Below are 19,098 nucleotides of genomic sequence, written 5' to 3' on the forward strand. Positions count from 1 at the left end.
GAATGCGACGGGCTTGCGTTAGAACCCGGAACCGGGTGCCAGGGTTACAGTCAAACCGTCGAGATCTTCAGTCAGCTTCACCTGGCAGGAGAGTCGAGAGTTTTCCTGCCGCTCTTCGGCGATGTCCAGCATGGCATCCTCAACATCGCTGACAGGCTTGAGCTTGCTGACCCATTCGTCGTCCACATATACGTGGCACGTAGCGCATGCGGCACAGCCACCACACTGGGCCGTGATGTTCAGGCCTTTGTGGCGGATAGCGCTCATAAGCGTTTGGTCGGCAACCTCTCCGATTTCGACCCTTGCCCCGCCCTGCTCGTATACGACTATTCTCACCCTGATTTACCTCAAAATAGAACGTTGAGTGGCCCGTAAGAGCGATGGGAATAGTTCCTGAAGCGTGGAGGCTCCATGGAAGGATCGAGCCGTAGCTCAGGAAGCCGTTCGATAAGACCCTTCATGCCTTCACGAATCAAAAGCCTGGCAAAGTGCATGCCTGCGCAGAGCCGTGGTCCAACGTTCAGGGCCAGATGGTCATTCGGCGCTTTTCTGGTGAGGTCCAGGGCGTGGGGACAACTATAGTGTTCCGGATCTCGGTTGGCGGCAGCGTGCAGATTGCAAATAACATCGTCCTTCTTCACTGACACGCCCAAGACCGACACGTCCCGGTTCGCCACCCGGAAGCGCCACTGAACAGATCCTAAAAGCCGCAGGGTCTCCTCCACAAACGCATTAAGGGCTGCACCCTGATCGTTCGTGATTGCCTGGCGAGCTTCGGGATTCGTCAGATAGAGGTAGGCCGCGTTGGCAATGGCGTTTGCCGTCGTTTCTCCTGAGCCAGCGGCAGCATCTCGCGTGTTGTGCAGAACTTCCTCTACTCCGAAACCAGGATAATCTTTCTCACCCTGGGACCAGAGCAAACTTATGAAATCATCGCCGCGCTTGTCTTTTCGCTCAAGCACAAGGGGCAAAAAGAGCTCATTCAGCTTGTCCGATGCATGCTGGGCTTTCTGCATCAGTTCGCCGCTTGCAAGCTTCATGCCGAGCCAGGCCACAATGTCCTTGTGCCACTCCGCAACCTGCTTGACGAGCGCATCGTCCTTCCACGGGAGCCCAAACATCGAGGCCATCACCCGCTCCGGAATGGCCTGCGCATACTCCGTAACGAGCTCGACGCTCCCTCGTTTCTGAAAGCGGTCTATAGCATCGTTGATAACGGGAAGCACGTGATCAACGCGATACTTTGTCATGGCACTGGGACTGAGCAGCTTGAGGTACACCCGACGCATGGCCGCGTGTTTCTCGCCAGTCAAAACCGTAATGCCGGTCTCGCCGCCATTGATTTCGATGGTTTTGGCACTTGCACCGACATACATCACCTGAAAGGTGTCCTCGTCGGACTCTATCATTTTGCAGGCCTCGTAACTTACTGCCAGCCAACAGTTCATGCCGGGGTCCCACACCAAGGGGCCACGCTTCCTGAGTTCGTCATAGCTTGGGAAGGGGTCTACGTTTGCCAGCGACAGCATTGACCAATTGGGAGAAGAGATCGGAGTCAAGGCATGTGTCATAACGGGTTCCTTGATAATCAAAGACAGACGTGGCGCTACCAAAGCTTCCAGTAGCTTGCCCTCGGTGATCGGCACGCCTTGTGTAGCTTCGGCCGAACTGGCAGACACGATCGATGTCGAGAAGCAGCTGGATCGAATTTAGGCTAACGAAGGCCTACATTCGCGCCAAAAGGTGATGTTTGTTGAAATGAGCTCTGCATAGTCCCGCGTGGCGTGAAACGGATCTGCGGTGAGCAGCGTTCAGCGGCGCCTAGTTTTGCCAGGAGTCCATTGCATGCCTGCCGCCGCTTTAAGGCCGCTTGCCCGGGTCAATCGTTCGGATCGGGTAGCCCCCTGAACAGGCTGCTTCCTTTACGGCGCGGTGAAACTGCTGGTTATTCCCTTTGCGGGTTCGAAAACAACTGCGCCGGGCGGCCTGGTTCCTCAATCTTGCCGCAGTAGGAGAAACACGCCCTGTCAAGAAATGTCGTGGGCAAAGCCCGCTTGATGGGTCACCTTCAGCGTGGTCAGGTTATGTTGCCGCGCCGAGCTTTCTAATGAAACCTTGGTGAACTGAAAGCCTGACGCAATCCCTCGCGACTCGCGCGGACCGGTCGCAATGCTGTATCACTGAGAGGTGTGACGGCGATCCCCGCGTGGCAGCCGAATGCCCTGCGCAGTGGCAGCAGCAAAATCGCCTCGCGTCTGGCTGGCGGCACAGCGATCAGCATAGACTTCTTTTCATGAGCCGGTATGCCGGCAGCCAATTTCGACGTCTGAAATCCATTCAACGAGGCTTCTCGCGAAACTACGCGGGACGAAGAGGTCGCACTCGAACGACCCGGTGCGCAGCAGCAGGACGGGCACGCGATGAAAACCAACTTGGACTCCCTCGCCCTCCCGCAGGGAGTCCCAATCAACCACGACGCATCGCTCCAGCACATGCTTGATTTTCGAGCCGGAAAGCCGCAGTCGCACCCTGCCTTCGCCGAGCTCGAGCAGGCAGCCCAGCTCAGGATCGATATCGATAGGAGGTAGCGATCCCTCCGAGAGCAGCCAGAAGCGGCGCGGCGCAATGCGAATAACATGCTTGCTGTCTTGGTACGTGGTCTCACCGACCTTCGTCGGCAGATGCCCTCCAAGCCTTGGCGCGAGGTCCGCCTCAAAACGGGCCATGGCGTCGTCCCAGCCGTCGAACTGAACGATTCCGCAGTCCTGAGACGCTATTTCAAGACCGGCTTGGTCAGACCCACTAGCCATGGAGCCGATCTCCTTTAGGGTCGAGGAATGTAGGAGAGACTACGCGGGCCCGCACCGCCTCGCCCTTCAGAGGATAATGAGCGATAAACTCGGCGCCTTCCTGCGCTGCGCTGGAAGCTAGCAGCCCCAATCCTAACCAAGCTTCAAGTGTGGGACTGTATGTGGTCGAAGTAATACGGCCGAGCCCATGGCCCTGAACAGGGTCGTTGGGCCTGAAAAGTATCGCGCCGCCGCGCAACCGCTTGCCATCCTCAACGCAACGTAGCCCGACCAACCGTGGCCGATCAGGGTCGCTGAATGCTTCGCGCCGACCAAGCACCTCGCCGACGAAGCCGCTGCGTTTGCCCGCCATGCGGCGTAATCCGAGGTCGTCGAGCGTTGTCCTGCCGTCGATCTCCGGCCCTGCGACATGACCTTTTTCGACCCGCAAAGCCCCCAAAGCCTCAATGCCGTAGGGCTTAAGGCCGAAGGGCGAGCCGGCCTCCATCACACGGCACCATGCTTCCTTGCCCAGGGTAGCCCCCACGTAGACTTCGTAGGCCCGCTCGCCGGAAAAGCTAAGACGGATGATGCGAAGGGGCTTGTCCCTATACCGTCCTTCAAGAAGACCCATATGCGGCAACGCCTCATTAGACACGTCCAAATCGGGAAAGGCGGTCGCGAGGATTTTGCGACTGTTAGGACCGGCCACCGACATCGCCGCCCACTCGTCCGACACCGAAGTTACGGAAACGCGCAGGTCAGGCCAGGCGGTATCGAGCAGAAATTCGAGCCGAGACATCACGTCCGCGGCCCGAGCGGTTGATGTCGTCATAAAAAAGTGCTGGTCGCCAACCCGCGTCGTGGTCCCGTCGTCGAAGACGATGCCGTCATCGCGCAACATTACGCCATAACGCGCGCGACCGACCGGCAGCTTGGCAAAGCCGTTAACATAAACCCGGTCAAGGAATTCAGCCGCATCCGGCCCCTGGACCACTATTTTGCCGAGTGTGGAGATGTCCATGAGCCCGGCCGCCTCGCGCGCATTTCGCATCTCCGCGACATAGGCCTCGTTCACGTCGCGGCCAGAAGCGTGATAGAACCAGGGCCGCATCCAGAGGCCGGTTTCAAGCATCTCCGCGTCATTGGAAACATGCCAGTCATGCATTGGCGTTCGGCGAAACGGCTTGTAATGATGCCCATGGCTGAGCCCGGCCAGCGTCCCGACGGCTACTGGCGTAAAGGGAGGCCGGAAAGTTGTGGTGCCAACCTCCGGGATCGCCATCCCTCGCAGGCCAGCCATGGCGGAAAGTGCGGAGAAATTGCTCGTCTTGCCCTGGTCGGTACCCATCCCCAGCGTGGTATAGCGCTTTAGATGCTCGACCGACCGGTATCCCTCTTGATGCGCCAACGTGATGTCACTGACGGTTACATCCATCTGCAGGTCGACAAAGGCCTTGCCTTTGGCAAGGGTCATGTTCCCGCCAACCCCGTCGCTAACCTGCATTGAGAGCCTTCCATCCTCCGGCGGAGGAGACAACGGGGGTTTTTCCCGCAAACCCGGGTTCTCGTCTCCCACAACACCAGGTCCGGCATTGGTCTGAGGAGGATCACGCTGGACCCGCGCCCGTGATGAACTCGTTGCACCGCAGAACGTGAACGCCTCGTTTCCTGCTCGATGCCCCTCGTCGACGGCAGTTCTCGGAGCAAAGTTTCCAGTTACAGCACCGGCCACGAACTGTCCCGTTCCGAGCTTGCCAGGAACGAAGGCGCGAATGTCTTCACGATAAACCGGTTTGATCCCGAGATGAGAGGTCAAATGCACCGTCGGAGACCAACCGCCGGAAACCGCGACCAGATCGCATTCCAGCGTAACCCTGCCGCTGGGTTCCAAAAGCACGACCGCACGAACACTTTGACCTCCAAGAGCCTTCGCGATCGTCGATTTCGCGCGGACGGCTACGCCTGCGCGGCGCGCCTGCTCGAGAAGTTGAGGCGCAGGCTGCGTGCGGCTATCAGCTATCGTGACTTGCGCCCCGGCCACGGCAAGATCGAAGGCCGCGCTGTAGGCGCTGTCGTTGTCAGCCGCAACCAGCACCCTCTTCCCCGCAAGCACGCCGTATCTATTAAGATAGGTCCGCGCTGCCGAGGCGAGCATTATGCCGGGCCTGTCGTTGTTCGCAAAGGTCAGAGGACGTTCGATCGACCCCGTACAGTAGACAATCGATTTCGCGCGCAAAATCCCCAGGGTCTGGCGCGCTTCACCTCGTCTGGGGTCAGCGGAACTTGAACCGTGCCGCTCCAAAAGGCCCAGCACATTGCCGTCATAGGTGCCGAACGCGCTGGTGCGCGTCATCAGGGATACATTTGGCATGCCCGCGAGCCGTGCCAACGTCCCAGCAAGCCAAGCTCCCGCTTCGCCGTCAGAAGGCTCTGACAAAAGATAGCCTCCTGCCAGAAAATCCTGCTCGACGAGCACAACCTTGGCACCCGCTTCCGCGGCAGCCAGCGCGGCCGCCAGTCCAGCCGGTCCAGCCCCGACCACCACCACGTCTGCGAAGAGATGACGAACTTCATACTTGTCAGGGTCGGGCTGTTCCCCTCCACGGCCGAGCCCTGCCGCCTTGCGGATGAAGTGCTCGTAAAACATCCAGGACCGCCGAGTTGGCCCCATAAAAGTCTTGTAGTAGAAGCCGGCCGCTAAGAACGGTGAGAACCAGCTGTTGATGCTTTGTAGGTCGAACTTGAGCGATGGCCAGCGATTCTGACTTTCTGCCATCAGACCGTCCGCCAGTTCCACCGTGGTTGCCGGCAGGTTGGGCTCTCGCCGTCCGCCGGTTCCTAGAGTCACGAGCGCATTCGGCTCCTCGGGTCCAGCCGAAAATATTCCGCGCGGCCGATGATATTTGAAACTCCGGCCAACGATTTTAACTCCGTTGGCAAGCATGGCCGACGCCAGGCTGTCGCCACGAAAGCCCGTCATCGCCTTGCCGTCGAAGGTAAATGCGACGGGCTGCGAACGATCGATCCGTCCGTGTTTGTTCAGCCGTTTCATGCCGGTGCCCTCCTGCTGAAGTTCACTGAAAGGATCGTATGATTGACGGTATTGCGCTCGACGATTAGCCACTGCCGGCAGCCCATCACGTGCTGCCAATATTCCCGGTGGGCGCCTGCCAGGTTCTCTCGCACGAAGACGTAGCGGTACCAGCGGTCGAAATCGGCATCATTGTGAGCGGGACGACTAACCGACGCGTCGCCGGCATAGCGAAACTCATCGTGATCGCGCGGACCGCAGCAGGGGCATTTGATTTGCAGCACTTGGGGTCAGTCCTATTATTGCAACCAGGCGAATGGGCCGATGCCGGCTTCGTCGATTGTACGTCCGGTGCGGAAGCGGTCGAGACCGTAGGCGGCGATGAGCGGATGCGGTGAGTCTGTGGCGAGGGTATGGGCGAAGCACCAACCCGAGGCGGGAGTAGCTTTGAAGCCGCCATAACACCATCCACCATTAAGGTAGAGCCCATCGATCGGCGTTGGGCACATGATCGGGCTGGCGTCGGGCGTCATGTCCATCACCCCACCCCAGTGGCGCAGAATGCGTAGGCGCGAAATGCACGGCATAAGAGCGACCGCCGCCTCGGCCACATCGCGCACGATGCCAAGATTGCCGCGCTGAGCATATGAATTGTAGCCGTCGAGCGCGCCACCAAACACGAGACCGCCCTTGTCAGACTGACTGACATAAAAATGGTCCGCACCATAGGCAACGGTCTGATGAACAAGTGGCTTGATCGGTTCGGTCACGAAAGCCTGCAGAACATGGCTCTCGATCGGCAGTTCAAGGCCGGCCTTGCGGCCTAACGTCGAGGTGTGCCCCGCCACCGCAAGCCCAACCCTCCCAGCGCCGATGTGCCCCCTCGTCGTTTCAACGCCAACGATACGCTCACCTTGACGGATGAAGCCCGTCACCTCGCAATTCTGGATGATGTCGACACCATGGGCATCGGCGGCACGCGCATATCCCCAGGCCACCGCATCGTGACGCGCCGTACCAGCGCGGCTCTGCCAGTGCGCGCCATAGATCGGAAAGCGCGCCGTCTCCGAATAGTCGAAATAAGGCACCATTCGTCGAACTTCGTCGCGGTCAAGCACTTCCGCGTCGATCCCGTTTAGCCGCATCACGTTGGCGCGGTGGCTGAAGCCATCGAGCTGATCAGGCGAGTGGGCAGCGACCAGCTGGCCACGTTGTGAGAACATCACGTTGTAGTTAAGTGTCCGAGACAGGTCCTCCCACAGTTTCAACGAAAATTCGTAGAACTGGGTATTGCCATCGAGCAGATAGTTGGATCGGACGATCGTCGTATTCCGGCCAACGTTGCCACCTCCAATATAACCCTTCTCAACAACGGCTATATTGCGAATTCCATGGTTCTCGGCGAGATAGAATGCGGTCGCCAGCCCGTGTCCACCGCCGCCCACGATGACCACGTCATAGTTCGACTTCGGACTGGGCGCTCGCCAGGCGAGAGGCCAGTGCTTTTGGCCCGAGAGGCCGTTGCGCAGAATGGAGAAAACCGAATAGCCGTGCATGCCGAACCCGCTATTTTATGAGCAGCAGACGAAAAGAAATGCAGAGTTTTTCCCGCGCCCCGCTCGATGGTGACCTAGACATTCGCGCCCCGGTCAGGCGCAAGAAGGTTAGATCTTTCTGACGCAGGGCTCGACATCGTGTTGAACAGGCAGATCGATTAGGAAGACCGCTACCGAGTATGCGCCACTAGGCTTTGGATGCACCAACATAGAGTCTCGAAAGGTGCCATCGCGTTTTAAGATGGCCGAAGCGCGGTCGAGACTAGATGCCCAGCTCCATACCCGGCAAGAGATCGGCCGTGCTGGGCTCCAGGGAGAGCTGATTGCTTGACAAACTGCGTTGTCTTAAGCCCGCGATGGCAGGGCAGGAACTCTGCCCCAGCGCCCAGTCGAAATATCGGCCGACCGACTTCTGTCAGATCTCGAAAATCTCTCTTGGCGTTTTCGTTAGAAAAACGGCACCGGCCTTTTCGACGACAACGCAGTCAGAAAGAAAGTGGTCATTCTGCCCATCGGTTACCCAGGTCAAAAGATGGAACACCATGGACTCACGGATTTCCATCGAGCTCGTCTCATGCAGGCTCTGAACGCCGGGGCCGCCAGTCCAGGTGGGCGGGAAGGATAGACCGACCATATAGCCACAGTGAGGGGCTCTCGGCAGAACATTCGCAGGGTCAAGGCATGCCTTCCAAGCGGAATAGACATCCCGAGCAAGACATCCGGGTTTAAGAGCTGCAAGCGCGGCCAAATGCGCTTGGTGGCTCACTTCGCTTAGTCGCTTCGCTGCTGCGGATGCGGATCCAATGTACCCGTACCGAGCCATCGGTGCATGATAGCGATTTACACAGCCCGACAATTCCAGAAGAAGCGGAGCACCACTTTTTAGAGGCTGATCGGTCCACGAAGTATGTGGCTCGGATATCCTGTCACCCGATCTGAGGAATGGTGGAAAGCCCGGACATTGACCTCCCGCCGCGATCATCGCACCGTAAATCTTGGCAGCAACAATGTTTTCCACCACCCCCTCACCCGCTTCACGCAGACCGGTGGAAACCATGAGATCCGAAATTTCCGCAGCGCGCTTTATCTGCTCTATTTCGAAAGGCGATTTTACCTCTCGCAAGCTCTCGACTATACCCGACGCATCAACGATATCGGCTTTAGGAAGATATGACTGCAGAGAGGCGTCGATCCTAACCGTAGCGGCGCTGTTTCGCTGAAGCGCAACGCGCGCGCCTTCCCCGGCGAGTGAGACTATTTTAGCGGTTATCAGTGCGGCAACGTCATCAGTATCAGTGTATCCGGCAAATTCAACGCCTGACGTCTGCCGAGCGACCGTAGGCGCCTCGATATAGCGAGCAAATTGAATTGATTCCCCATCGGGCGATACCAGCAGAGCATGAAGGGCAAAATAGCCTTCATAATCAAGACCCGTAAGGTAGCAGATATTCTCCGGGCTAGTGAATACGGCTACGTCAATTTTGCGGTCCCGGCAAATCTGCTTGACGGCGCTTAGCCGGCGTTGATGTTCAAGACTAGCCGACGTGACATAGTGATTCATCCCGGATTCCCCGATTTGAGTGGAAATATTCATAGGGCCGCCCTTAGGCGATTGGGTTTGGTTCGTACAAACACACTCATAGGCGGATAAAGGACCATCTATTTGCCCCGGATTCCATCACTGCCCATGCGTTCGCGCTGGCTCTGAACGAATATGCGTAGGCATCGTTTGATCGGTCAAATGCAGTGTCGATATAGCGCCCATCTAGCATCGAGATCGGTCACTAGACTCCTAGTCGAAGCTTCGGCACGTGGCGTGATCGCTTCAAGGCGCGAGCTTCGTCTCGACAAGTTTGATCCAGTAGGAAGTTCCGTACGGAATGGCCTCGTCATTAAAGTCATAGGCCGGATGATGCAAACCGGCGCTATCGCCATTTCCGCAAAGTATGTAAGCTCCTGGACGAGCTTCCAACATGTAACCGAAGTCTTCAGCCGCCATGATCGGTCGATTAGAATGGACATTGGCTTCGCCGACCAAATCCTTCGCGACTGTTAGCGCTGTCTCGGTCTGATCAGAGTGGTTAAACGTCAGCGGCGCACCACCAATAAATGAAAGCTCGATATGGGCGCCGCTCATCTTCGCCGTGCCGGCAACAATCTCGCTCAATCGAGCCTTGATCAGGTCGTGCACCTTAACTGAAAGGGAGCGTATCGTTCCGCGTAAAACAGCTGATTGTGGAATCACGCCTGGTGTCGAGCCGGCGTGAAATTCGGAGATCGAAACTCCCGCTGCTTCCAAGGGATCCACGTTCCGAGAAACAATTTGCTGGACGGCTGCTATAAGCTGAGCGCCGACTAGAACCGGATCAATGCAGTCGTGTGGCGCGGATGCGTGACCGCCTCGCCCCTCAATGTTTATCTCCACGACATTGTAAGCGGCCATCATGGGACCTGGCCGAATGCTAAATGATCCCAACGCGAGACCCGGCCAATTGTGCATGCCGAACACTTCCGACACATCGAAGCGTTCCATCAAGCCGTCCTTGATCATGGCAGCAGCGCCAGCTTCCTCTTCTTCAGCAGGCTGGAAAATCAAGACGGCGCTGCCACGGAAATTGCGTGTTTCTGCAAGGTAGCGGGCAGCACCCAGCAACATGGCTGTATGGCCGTCATGGCCGCACGCATGCATTTTACCGGGAGTCTGCGACGCATAGGGTAGGCCGGTCGCCTCTAGAATGGGCAGTGCGTCCATATCCGCCCTTAACCCAATGGATACGCTTGGACTTGAGTCTGATTGAATCCGCCCCTTGATGACGCCCACAACGCCTGTACGCCCGATGCCTTCGACAACTTCATCGCAGCCAAACTCACGGAGGCGAGCAGCGACAAACGCAGAGGTTCGATGGACATCATAAAGGAGTTCGGGATGCTGATGCAGGTCTCGCCGCCAATCTTTGATATCAGGATGGAAATCGGCCACGCGATTGATGATGGGCATGTGACACCTCCTGACATACGGCTCGCAGGGTGCCCTACCGCCCCCGAAGACTCTACCGTTATCCCGCTATTCCTGCGCAAACAAAGCGTCAAATGCCATGTGTAGATGGGCATGATCTAGAATTCAGATCGTCCGCCTCGAAAGACAGCGGCGTTGGTTTCTGCCCTCTTTCAATGGGGATTGCGCGAACAAGCGCAGTCTTCGGCGACGCCAAGATGACGACAGCGGTGTTCTACCGCCTCACCATTACTGCGAAACCATGGAGACCGTAGATGAACCATAACGCTTCTAGAATTGTGCTTGGGCAGCAATCAAGCTGCCAAGGGCCATCCGCGCTCGCCCGGGTTGCGCAACCCAGCCCCGCCCGCATACGTAGACGCATGAGAACAGATCACGCCTCGTCTTGCCGATATGGCCGACCTGGCAACGTAAGGGCTACCGATAAGCGAGTTTCGACTGCAGTCGTGAGAGCATCTTCAGGCAAATCTTGAGTTGGTCGATCTCGACGAATTCGTTCGGCTTGTGCGCTTGCTCGATTGAGCCTGGCCCACAGATAACAGCCGAAATGCCGGATTCCTGGAAAAGACCCGCCTCGGTTCCGAATGCAACAACGTCGGCGCCATTCGCTCCGGCTATCTCAAAGGCAATATCGCGAGCTTCCGACTGTGCTACGACTTGGAGCCCTTCGACTTCGCCAACAATGATCGTTTCGATGCCTGCCGTCGGGGATACCGCCTTCATTGAGGGCAAGAGTTGCTTGTGAACGAAAGTTTCAAGGCTCTTCTTCACAAACGCGGCGTCGGACGGTTGAACCGGGCGCATCTCCCATTCGACCGAGCAATGCCCCGCAATAATGTTACGGCCCGCGCCACCGGCAATTCGCCCGACCTGAATTGTCGCCCAAGGCGGGTCAAAGCGACTTCCTGCCATTGACCGACCCTTCAACTCTTCGCCGAGGTCCATCAGATGCGTGATGAACCTGGCTGCGTACTGAATCGCGTTGACACCGAAATCAGGCCCGGAGCCGTGGCCCTCAAGTCCTACAAAATTGGTCGTGTACTCGTAGCATCCCTTGTGTCCCTCGATGACCTGCATCATCGTCGGCTCACCTATGAGGGCGGCTGCGGGCTTGATATTGCGACGAGCCAATTCCCTGACCAGCGCCTGGGCGCCGAAGCAACCTACTTCTTCATCGTAGGTAAACGCAAAATGCAGCGGTCGCTCGAGATTGAGTTCCGCTGCATCCCGAGCAGTGACGAGGCAGCAGGCGAGAAAGCCTTTCATATCGCATGTTCCGCGGCCGTAGAGCCGCCCGTTGCTCTCCAGCAGCATAAAGGGATCGCTGGACCAGTCCTGCCCTTCCACCGGGACAACATCCGAGTGCCCGGATAGAACGACACCCCCATCCCTCTGAGGACCCAACGTGGCGAACAGGTTGGCCTTTTGCCCGTCTTCATTGTGCTGGAGAAACACCCTTGCCCCAAGTTGGCGAAGGAAATCAGCCATATAGTCGACCATGGCGAGGTTCGACTCGTGGGAGACGGTCGGGAACGCGACTAGGTTTCCAAGTATGTGCTTTGCGTCTTCGATCAAGGCGGCTGACATTTTATTCTCCAGCGGTTTACGCGCGGATTGAGGGTTCGCCCTTAATAGCAAGCCTGGGTGCCCCCAAAAGCCGCCGAAGCAAAGGCACCAACGCTACGCGGTCCTCTCGCCGCACTAGTTTTTTACGAAGAGTTGCCGTGGTACGTTGGCCAAGCATTCCATTCCCGTCTCTGTAATGAGAACCGTTTCGGTCATCTCGAAGCCCCAGTCCTCCATCCACAGACCAGTCATAAAATGGAACGTCATCCCGGGCTGAAGCTCGGTCTTGTCACCACGACGCAAACTCATCGTGTGCTCACCCCAGTCCGGCGGATAGGCGCACCCGACCGAATAGCCGACGCGGTTTTCCTTCTTGATGTCGTAGCGCTCAAGCACGTCGCAGAACGCGATCGCGATGTCCTCAGCGGCGGCCCCCGGTTTGGCGACAGCCAAACCTGCCTCCATTCCCTCCAACGTCATCTTCTCGGCGTTCAAGAACGTCTCGCTTGGTTTGCCCAGATAGACCGTCCGCGACATCGGACAATGGTAACGCCGATAGACGCCGGCGATCTCGAAAAAAGTGCCCTCGTTGTTGCGCATCGGCCGGTCGTCCCAAGTCAGATGGCAAGCAGCGGCGTCGGCTCCCGACGGGAGCAGTGGCACAAGCGCCGGGTAATCTCCGCCGAACTCAGGCGTGCCGCGAATAGCTGCATCATAAATCTCGGCCGCCAAGTCACACTTGCCCATACCCGGCTCGACCTTTTCGTAGATGCGCTTGTGCATCAGCTCAATGATGCGAGCGGCTTTTCGCATGAAAAGGATTTCCGCCGGGCTTTTGACAACCCTTTGCCAATTCACGAGGACGGTCGCATCGGTGAATTTGACGTTAGGCAGGCCGGCCATAAGCGTCTCATAGGCCGCAGCCGAGAACCAGTAGGCATCCTTCTCGACGCCTACGACGCCCTTGTCTAGCTTCCGCTCAACCAGGAGCTTGCCAAGCAACTCCATGGGATGGCGTTCAGAGGAGTGAACGTAGTGGTCCGGATAGGAAGCGATGTTTTCGCTTTCAACGTAACAAGTCCTTGTCGCACCGGCTGCGTCGATGCCGCGACCGAACCAAATCGGATCACCTGAAGGCGGTACGATGACCGCCTGATGAACATAGAATGACCAGCCGTCATAGCCGGTCAACCAATGCATGTTGGCGGGATCGCTAACGATTAGAGTGTCGATGCCACGTTTCTCCATGGCCGTTCTGGTTTTGCGCAACCGTTCCGCATACTCGTCCAAGCTGAAATTGAGAGTTTTTGTACCCATACCGTCCCACGCTGGCTTCTCGCTCCTGACCTGGCTGGAGCGACGACCCGCCACGATCATCGGCTGTATTGCGGGCGTCAAATTCTGTTTGTAGATTTGAGTCATCTGGCTTTCAGATGCCGTGATTGCCCAAAGTCTTGCGGGACTCCTCGGCAGATTCTCGAGCGCCTTCTGAACTCCGTAGCACACTCAATCTTGGGATGTGTTCGGCATCCACGCTAATACCGCACTGCCTGCGGGATCGGAACGGCCATAGCGAGTATGGTCGACCTGAGCAGATCGACATCATATAGATCCGCGCCCCTATTAGTGGCTGAGAGGCGCAAGTCGTCATCCGCCGCCAACCGGTGAAGCAATACCCGACGCCAAGGGCGTGATCGTACCCGATGGATCGGTTCCCAAACCGCCAACGGTTGAGGAAGCGCCGATGCCGGAAGCATCGAACACCCAGACTGGAGGCAGACGAACCCGCAAGTTAAAGAGGTGGCAGAAAGATGTTCCTTTGCCGCCAGGTCAACGATGGAAGCGGCGCCTGCCTTGGGTGCTCCGCCAGAGCCGAGCCCAGCGGTAGGTCGACCGCTCGAGGATCGAACTGTCCTGTCAGACTGCTCAGGATCCTACAGCGCATCCAAATAGCAAGCTGAACCGTACCGCAGGTGTTGCCGGTCAGCCGCTATCAGATTTGGGTGCGAGAATGAAATCAAAGACGGGCTCAGGCAGGCCAGGCATCCGCTTCCGCAAAACAACCGGGAGAGTTGTGGCCGCTTCGGCTTCGACCGCGAGCGCGGCGGGTTTCATTCCGATTGCGGCCTCAAAGAGCCTGGTCGGCAGAAGCGCCACCTGACGAAAGAGCGCTGCAGCCCTTGCGGCATGGCGCAAGGCAGCGGCCCGCTTTCCCTCGCGGATCTTCACCCCGGCCGCCGCCAGCAGGATCAATCCCTTGAAGAAAAGGCGATGCTGGGCGCTTAACGATCGGTAACCGCGCCCTATTGACGTATTTGGTGAGGCGGAGGACGTATCCAAATCGACTATCCCCGTTTTGAGCTTGACAATGTCAGAAAATTTTGTAGCGATTGTGACATCGGAGCCTCTAGTGAGCGATGGTCCTTACGGAAGCTTGCCTATGCCGCCGATACCGCCGTCGATGTCTTCGCGGCCCTGTCCCTGCTCTCGCCGCGGATTGGAACAAAGAAGTGCACTCCGACATCGCCAGGCTGCCCTCAAGAACCCTCGGTGGGTCATCTCCAGCATACCAATGAACTCGGCTAACTCCAAAATTTCTGACGAAGACTTGGGAGAGCGCCTCCGGCGTGCCCGGGAGACTGCCAAACTCACGCAGGCGGCTGCGGCAAGCAACTTAGGTGTAGCCCGGACGACGCTCATTGCCATCGAACAGGGTCGGCGCGGCATTAAACTGGAAGAGTTGCAGAAGCTCGCGAAGCTTTTCGGAACGTCGGTGAATGCAATGCTTCGGCAGGAAGCGGTTCACGTCGATCTTGTTCCCAGGTTTCGAAAACTCAGTCACGATGAAGATTCTTCGGTGGAAGCGGCGGCGCGCACGCTCAATGACTTCGTGCGGGCCGAGGTGGAGCTCGAGAACATACTCGGCATCAAGGTTCAGCCGAACTATCCGCCTGAAAAGCGGATCCTTCCCGGCAATGTACGGACGCAGGCGGAACAGGATGCGCAGGAACTGCGCCAATGGCTGGGGCTGGGCTTAAGCCCAATTCAGGACGTGCTCACCTTGGTGGAGCTGCAGCTAGGCATCCGCGCCTATGTGTATCCGCTCGGTGGAAAAATTTCCGGACTGTTTGGATTCGATGACGCAGTCGGCGCCTGCATGCTGATCAACGCCAATCACAGGCGGGATCGGCGCTCCCAGAGCATTGCGCATGGGCTTGGCCATTTTACCGCTACGCGACGAAGGCCCGAGGTTTTGCACGAATCGCCGCTGCCTAATTCACGCAATGAACGGTACGCGGACGCGTTCGGGCGCGCGTTCATGGCACCGGCACGGGCTGTAATGCAGAAGTTTGAGGATGTGACGGCCGGCGCATCGGTTCTGTTGCGCCGTCATGTCATCATCCTTGCCTACTTTTTCGGCATCTCACGCGAGGCTCTGGTGCGGCGGCTAGAGGAACTTGAACTTGTCAGGCCGGGCGCTTGGGACTGGTTCGTCGACAACGACGGTTTTTCTGACGAGCATGCGCGACAGGTGCTCGGCGATCGAGCGGTGGACACCGGGCAGCAGAAAACAAATCTGGCTTCGCTTCGCTTGGGTTCCCTTGCAGCCCAAGCTCTGGACAGGGGCCTTATGAGCGAAGGGCAAATCGCAAGACTGTTGCTTCTCGACCGCATTGCAGTCCGTGAGCTTCTCCAAGAGCGAGGGTCGGGAGGAGGCACCACTTCGAATGGACCCCCTCTTTGATCGGCTTGCCAAAGCCAGCTGCCTGTTATCGATACTAGCGCCGTCATCGCCATCGCCGATGCGATCCTGAGACGGCTCCCGCGCCGTAACATCGTCACCAGCGTCGCCGCAGGGGAACTGGAAGCTGCTGCAGAGCGCGGCCATCCGATCATATGCAGCTCCTTGAACTGGTTTCGCGTGGGATAGTGGCGGTCGAGAAGCTCAGGGGATGTTTCAGAATCTCGTGACCGGAAGCGGTCCCTGGACGACGGTGAAGCGGCGACGCTCGCTGACCCTTTCGATTTTGGCGCGACTGCCGTTGTCGATACAACGGTTGCCAGAAATGACGCCGTCTTTGCAAGGTCTGCCAATTGGAGTTGGCGTAGCAGTTTTGGTTGCGAAGCGCTTACATCGCCGCGCCAAGCGTAGGCGTCGTCTAGCAGATCGCGAAAGCTGGGATCAAGAAATCCGTGAGGAGGCCACGGCAGGGTCGCCGCGCTTGGTATCCCGCCCAGCAGCGGCGGCACTGTTGATCCAGACATTAAACGGTTATCCCACCTATTAAAATCCGGGCAAGCCTCTCCAGGCGAACAGTCGAATTGAAGTCATGCGACGCATGATTTTTTTTCGTCGGCTCTCGCCGGAGGGCCCATGATAGCGTGAATTCTGCAAGGGCCGCATGAGGGTGCATCCTGGGCTAAGGAGCTTAATGTCATGAGGTTGCGCTGCGTTCGCCGAAGGCCTCTGTCGGGCGAAGGCGAAGGAGTATCGTCGCAATGAGGACGTCGGTAAGGATGGCCCGGAAACGGTCGTAGTCGCTTTGAAAAACGGCAGACGCAACGGAAACGGCCGAAGCACGACAGCTCATTAGAAGGTGCAAGCCAATTCAAAGAAGAGTCCGATTAGTGAGGCTTGGAGACTATGCCGACATATCCATTTTCGCCGTCCATCATTGAACATATCCGCTCCATGATCTCGCAGTTTGCGCTTCCGAAAACCACAAACGCAGAGAATTTGAAGCGAGCAGCGGTTGGCATCATTCTGGTTGCAGCCGACGATGGGTCAGGCGAGACTGCCTTTTTGCTCACGGTGCGCAGCTCTAAGCTGCGTTCACACGCAGGCCAATACGCTTTACCAGGAGGACGGAGTGATCTGGGGGAATCCGCACTCGACACAGTTATTCGGGAGTGCTCAGAGGAAATCGGCCTGGACCTTTCGCCAGATCAGGCCTTGGGTACTTTGGACATATATCCAACCCAATCTGGATATGCGATTGCACCCGTCATTTTTGCAGCAAAAGAACAGGATCTCTGTCTCAATCCAAACGAAGTAGATCAAGTGTTTCGTATCAAACTCTCCGACCTCTCTGGTGGGCGGTCAGCACAGTTTTTCAGTGAGGAAGAAGGCGGTCCGCGTCTTATACGCTTTCCGATATTTGATCATTACATGCACGCACCAACAGCGGCCATTCTATATCAATTCATCGAATTGGCGGCTGGTCGATACCAACGTGTTGACGACCTCTCAGCTCCGGATTTTGCAACACGGTAGTACTCAGCATGCAATCTCGAAAAGATCGAAAGTACGCCTATGGTCTCAGTCGGGTGACAACTCAGGCAGTGCACTGCAGCTAGGGCCTGGGGCTATGAAGGACTTCATCTCGGCCCGTCCTCTGATGTTTCAACAGTCGGGTGAATCCCCGATCCAGGCAGTTACGATATCACCTCGAACGCGCGCCGGTCTTTGGTGTAGCCAGCACCACCCTACCATCGCGCATCGCCGGACGGCATAGCCAACTCGACGAGCCGCAAAATTCCACATAGTGGCTTCAATGGAGCTATCGAACGAATGATGCCGGTTGAACCGAGGTTACGGACTGCAAATCCGCGCCCCGCTTCTGGGATTTGCAGTCTAAAGGGGTGCGGCATCTTTGGGTGAACCCACTCAAAATCAGGATATCGTGTATGGCAGTTCTGTTCGTCGGTCGTGGTCGATCATAATTGTGCTCTTGAGCGGCGGAATGGCACGTTGAATGCAATCCATGCGCTCACAAATGCGGCAGGAGACGCCGATTGGCTCGAAGGCTGAGCTGTTGCCAATATCCAGCCGGTCCGCATAGACGAAATCGCCAGCATCGGAGATCTCGCATCCGAGCGCAATTGCGTAGCGTCGATGAGGAGAACCAAATCCACCGTCCGTCTTGGCGATTTCTGTGGCGATACTGAGATAACGCACGCCGTCCGGCGTCTCGGCTAGCTGACAGATCATGCGGCCGGGAGTTTCGAACGCCTGATGAGCGTTCCACAGCGGGCAAGCTGCGCCGTAGCGAGCAAACTGCAACTTAGCGGCGCTGTGGCGCTTCGTGATGTTACCAGCCCGGTCGATGCGCGCGAAGAACACCGGAACGCCCTTCATGCGAGGTCTTTGCAAAGTCGAAAGGCGATGCGCGACCTGTTCGAAGCTGGCGGCGAAGCGTATCGCGAGCAAGTTCAGGTCGTGGCGAAGTTCTTTTGCCGCACCCAGGAAGCTACGGTATGGCAACGCAAGCGCGCCTGCAAAGTAATTCTGGAGGCCGATCCTGCATATCTCCGACGCTTCGGAGGTACGGAAGCGCGCGCGCTCGATGATCGCATCGATTTCTGCCCGCTGCTCCAAAGCGCCGACCTGGAATGCCATCTGAAAACTGCGCGTCGGCGCAGGTGAGTATGAGTTCAGATACAGCACGCGTGCGGAAGCGTCGAAGCGCCTGATTGCCCGCTCGCCATTGCCGGCACGCGCAATGCGAACGCGATGATGCTGTTCCAGATGATCTGCCAGAGCCGTACTGACATCTCGATCCGGCAAGCCCAAGGCCGTCGCCAGGTGTTCGGCTGCGCGATCGAGCTCGTCGATGTAGTTGTCAACAAAATGAAAGAAATCCCGCACTTCCTCGTAGGGTGTCGGCTCGGCAAAAGCATTGGTTCGGATCAGCTGGTCGTCGAAGCTGGCAAGCTGCTCGCTGTTTCTGCGATATGCCTGGTGACATGTAATCAGCGCATGAGCAAGAGACGGTGCGTTTTGGGCAACGAGCTTTAGTTCCTGAAATCCGGCCGAAACGCCGCTGAAGACGGGGTCTGCAAGGGTCTCACTCAACGCCGAGAGCAGCCTGTCTGCGTCACTGCCACCGATCGAAGCGATATCCACCTGGAATTTCTCCGCCAGCGCAAGAAGCACCGCAGCTGAAACCGGTCGCTGGTTGTTCTCAATCTGATTCAGATAGCTCGTCGAAATCCCCAGGCGCTCGGCAAAGGCCGCCTGGGTGGCTTTGCTGGCGTCCCGCAACTCGCGGACGCGGCGCCCTATGAAAAGCTTACCATTAGCCATTTGCAATTTCGCATGTTGCTGTTTGCAACTTTATAAATTTCGCAATCGCA

The 19,098-nt window shown here is 57.5% G+C and carries 15 protein-coding genes; 3 read left to right on the forward strand and 12 right to left on the reverse strand.

The genetic code is table 11. The annotated features are described in order from the left end of the window. Positions 1-18: 18 nt before the first annotated feature. The 11 genes from AC1RZR_RS37735 to AC1RZR_RS37785 form a co-directional block, all read right to left on the reverse strand. Positions 19-336, reverse strand: a complete 318-nt coding sequence (locus AC1RZR_RS37735; protein WP_481829727.1) for a 2Fe-2S iron-sulfur cluster-binding protein — start codon at positions 334-336, stop codon at positions 19-21. An 11-nt stretch (positions 337-347) separates the two neighbouring features. Next, a complete protein-coding gene (locus AC1RZR_RS37740; RefSeq protein WP_481829728.1) occupies positions 348-1,679 on the reverse strand; it encodes a cytochrome P450 in 1,332 nt (443 codons plus the stop codon). Between the two features lie 612 nt (positions 1,680-2,291). Further along, positions 2,292-2,726, reverse strand: coding sequence for a sarcosine oxidase subunit gamma (locus AC1RZR_RS37745; protein WP_481829729.1), 435 nt, complete (start codon positions 2,724-2,726; stop codon positions 2,292-2,294). A gap of 76 nt (positions 2,727-2,802) precedes the next feature. Continuing rightward, positions 2,803-5,844, reverse strand: coding sequence for a sarcosine oxidase subunit alpha family protein (locus tag AC1RZR_RS37750; RefSeq protein ID WP_481829730.1), 3,042 nt, complete (start codon positions 5,842-5,844; stop codon positions 2,803-2,805). Beyond that, the gene (locus AC1RZR_RS37755) at positions 5,841-6,107 is read right to left on the reverse strand and encodes a sarcosine oxidase subunit delta (protein WP_481829731.1); all 267 of its coding nucleotides are present in this window, start codon (positions 6,105-6,107) and stop codon (positions 5,841-5,843) included. Before AC1RZR_RS37755 ends, AC1RZR_RS37750 begins: the two co-directional genes overlap by 4 nt. A gap of 15 nt (positions 6,108-6,122) precedes the next feature. Further along, positions 6,123-7,379 (reverse strand): sarcosine oxidase subunit beta family protein, encoded by a 1,257-nt coding sequence (locus AC1RZR_RS37760; RefSeq protein ID WP_481829732.1) that lies wholly within the window; start codon positions 7,377-7,379, stop codon positions 6,123-6,125. A gap of 415 nt (positions 7,380-7,794) precedes the next feature. Next, positions 7,795-8,940: a M24 family metallopeptidase gene (locus tag AC1RZR_RS37765; protein WP_481829733.1), complete on the reverse strand. Its 1,146-nt coding sequence runs from the start codon at positions 8,938-8,940 to the stop codon at positions 7,795-7,797. A 264-nt stretch (positions 8,941-9,204) separates the two neighbouring features. After that, complete coding sequence (locus AC1RZR_RS37770; RefSeq protein WP_481829734.1) at positions 9,205-10,377, reverse strand: M20 aminoacylase family protein; 1,173 nt, start codon at positions 10,375-10,377, stop codon at positions 9,205-9,207. 435 nt (positions 10,378-10,812) lie between these two features. Further along, positions 10,813-11,982, reverse strand: coding sequence for an acetylornithine deacetylase (gene argE / locus AC1RZR_RS37775; protein WP_481829735.1), 1,170 nt, complete (start codon positions 11,980-11,982; stop codon positions 10,813-10,815). A gap of 114 nt (positions 11,983-12,096) precedes the next feature. Beyond that, positions 12,097-13,278 (reverse strand): ectoine hydrolase DoeA, encoded by a 1,182-nt coding sequence (gene doeA, locus AC1RZR_RS37780; protein WP_481829905.1) that lies wholly within the window; start codon positions 13,276-13,278, stop codon positions 12,097-12,099. A gap of 666 nt (positions 13,279-13,944) precedes the next feature. Continuing rightward, positions 13,945-14,301 (reverse strand): DUF309 domain-containing protein, encoded by a 357-nt coding sequence (locus AC1RZR_RS37785; RefSeq protein ID WP_481829736.1) that lies wholly within the window; start codon positions 14,299-14,301, stop codon positions 13,945-13,947. A gap of 232 nt (positions 14,302-14,533) precedes the next feature. Here AC1RZR_RS37785 and AC1RZR_RS37790 point away from each other — a divergent pair, with 232 nt between their 5' ends. The 3 genes from AC1RZR_RS37790 to AC1RZR_RS37800 all read left to right on the forward strand — a co-directional run bounded on the left by AC1RZR_RS37790 (position 14,534) and on the right by AC1RZR_RS37800 (position 17,236). After that, positions 14,534-15,706 carry a helix-turn-helix domain-containing protein gene (locus tag AC1RZR_RS37790; protein WP_481829737.1) on the forward strand — a complete coding sequence of 391 codons (1,173 nt, stop codon included), beginning with the start codon at positions 14,534-14,536 and terminating at the stop codon, positions 15,704-15,706. A 208-nt stretch (positions 15,707-15,914) separates the two neighbouring features. Then, a complete protein-coding gene (locus tag AC1RZR_RS37795) occupies positions 15,915-16,250 on the forward strand; it encodes a hypothetical protein (RefSeq protein ID WP_481829738.1) in 336 nt (111 codons plus the stop codon). 356 nt (positions 16,251-16,606) lie between these two features. Next, complete coding sequence (locus tag AC1RZR_RS37800; protein WP_481829739.1) at positions 16,607-17,236, forward strand: NUDIX hydrolase; 630 nt, start codon at positions 16,607-16,609, stop codon at positions 17,234-17,236. A gap of 399 nt (positions 17,237-17,635) precedes the next feature. Here AC1RZR_RS37800 and AC1RZR_RS37805 read toward each other — a convergent pair whose 3' ends face one another. Continuing rightward, entirely contained in the window at positions 17,636-19,048 is a 1,413-nt protein-coding gene (locus AC1RZR_RS37805) for a helix-turn-helix domain-containing protein (RefSeq protein WP_481829740.1), read from the reverse strand. Between the last annotated feature and the right edge of the window lie 50 nt (positions 19,049-19,098).

It is taken from the genome of Mesorhizobium bavaricum, from assembly GCF_056781655.1.

Bases quoted from the DNA above. Each gene is read 5' to 3' on its own strand.
- AC1RZR_RS37745 (WP_481829729.1), bottom strand. From the start codon at position 2,726: ATGGCCCGTTTTGAGGCGGACCTCGCGCCAAGGCTTGGAGGGCATCTG.
- AC1RZR_RS37750 (WP_481829730.1), bottom strand. From the start codon at position 5,844: ATGAAACGGCTGAACAAACACGGACGGATCGATCGTTCGCAGCCCGTC.
- AC1RZR_RS37760 (WP_481829732.1), bottom strand. From the start codon at position 7,379: ATGCACGGCTATTCGGTTTTCTCCATTCTGCGCAACGGCCTCTCGGGC.
- AC1RZR_RS37765 (WP_481829733.1), bottom strand. From the start codon at position 8,940: ATGAATCACTATGTCACGTCGGCTAGTCTTGAACATCAACGCCGGCTA.
- AC1RZR_RS37770 (WP_481829734.1), bottom strand. From the start codon at position 10,377: ATGCCCATCATCAATCGCGTGGCCGATTTCCATCCTGATATCAAAGAT.
- argE (WP_481829735.1), bottom strand. From the start codon at position 11,982: ATGTCAGCCGCCTTGATCGAAGACGCAAAGCACATACTTGGAAACCTA.
- doeA (WP_481829905.1), bottom strand. From the start codon at position 13,278: ATGGGTACAAAAACTCTCAATTTCAGCTTGGACGAGTATGCGGAACGG.
- AC1RZR_RS37790 (WP_481829737.1), top strand. From the start codon at position 14,534: ATGAACTCGGCTAACTCCAAAATTTCTGACGAAGACTTGGGAGAGCGC.
- AC1RZR_RS37795 (WP_481829738.1), top strand. From the start codon at position 15,915: ATGTTTCAGAATCTCGTGACCGGAAGCGGTCCCTGGACGACGGTGAAG.
- AC1RZR_RS37800 (WP_481829739.1), top strand. From the start codon at position 16,607: ATGCCGACATATCCATTTTCGCCGTCCATCATTGAACATATCCGCTCC.
- AC1RZR_RS37805 (WP_481829740.1), bottom strand. From the start codon at position 19,048: ATGGCTAATGGTAAGCTTTTCATAGGGCGCCGCGTCCGCGAGTTGCGG.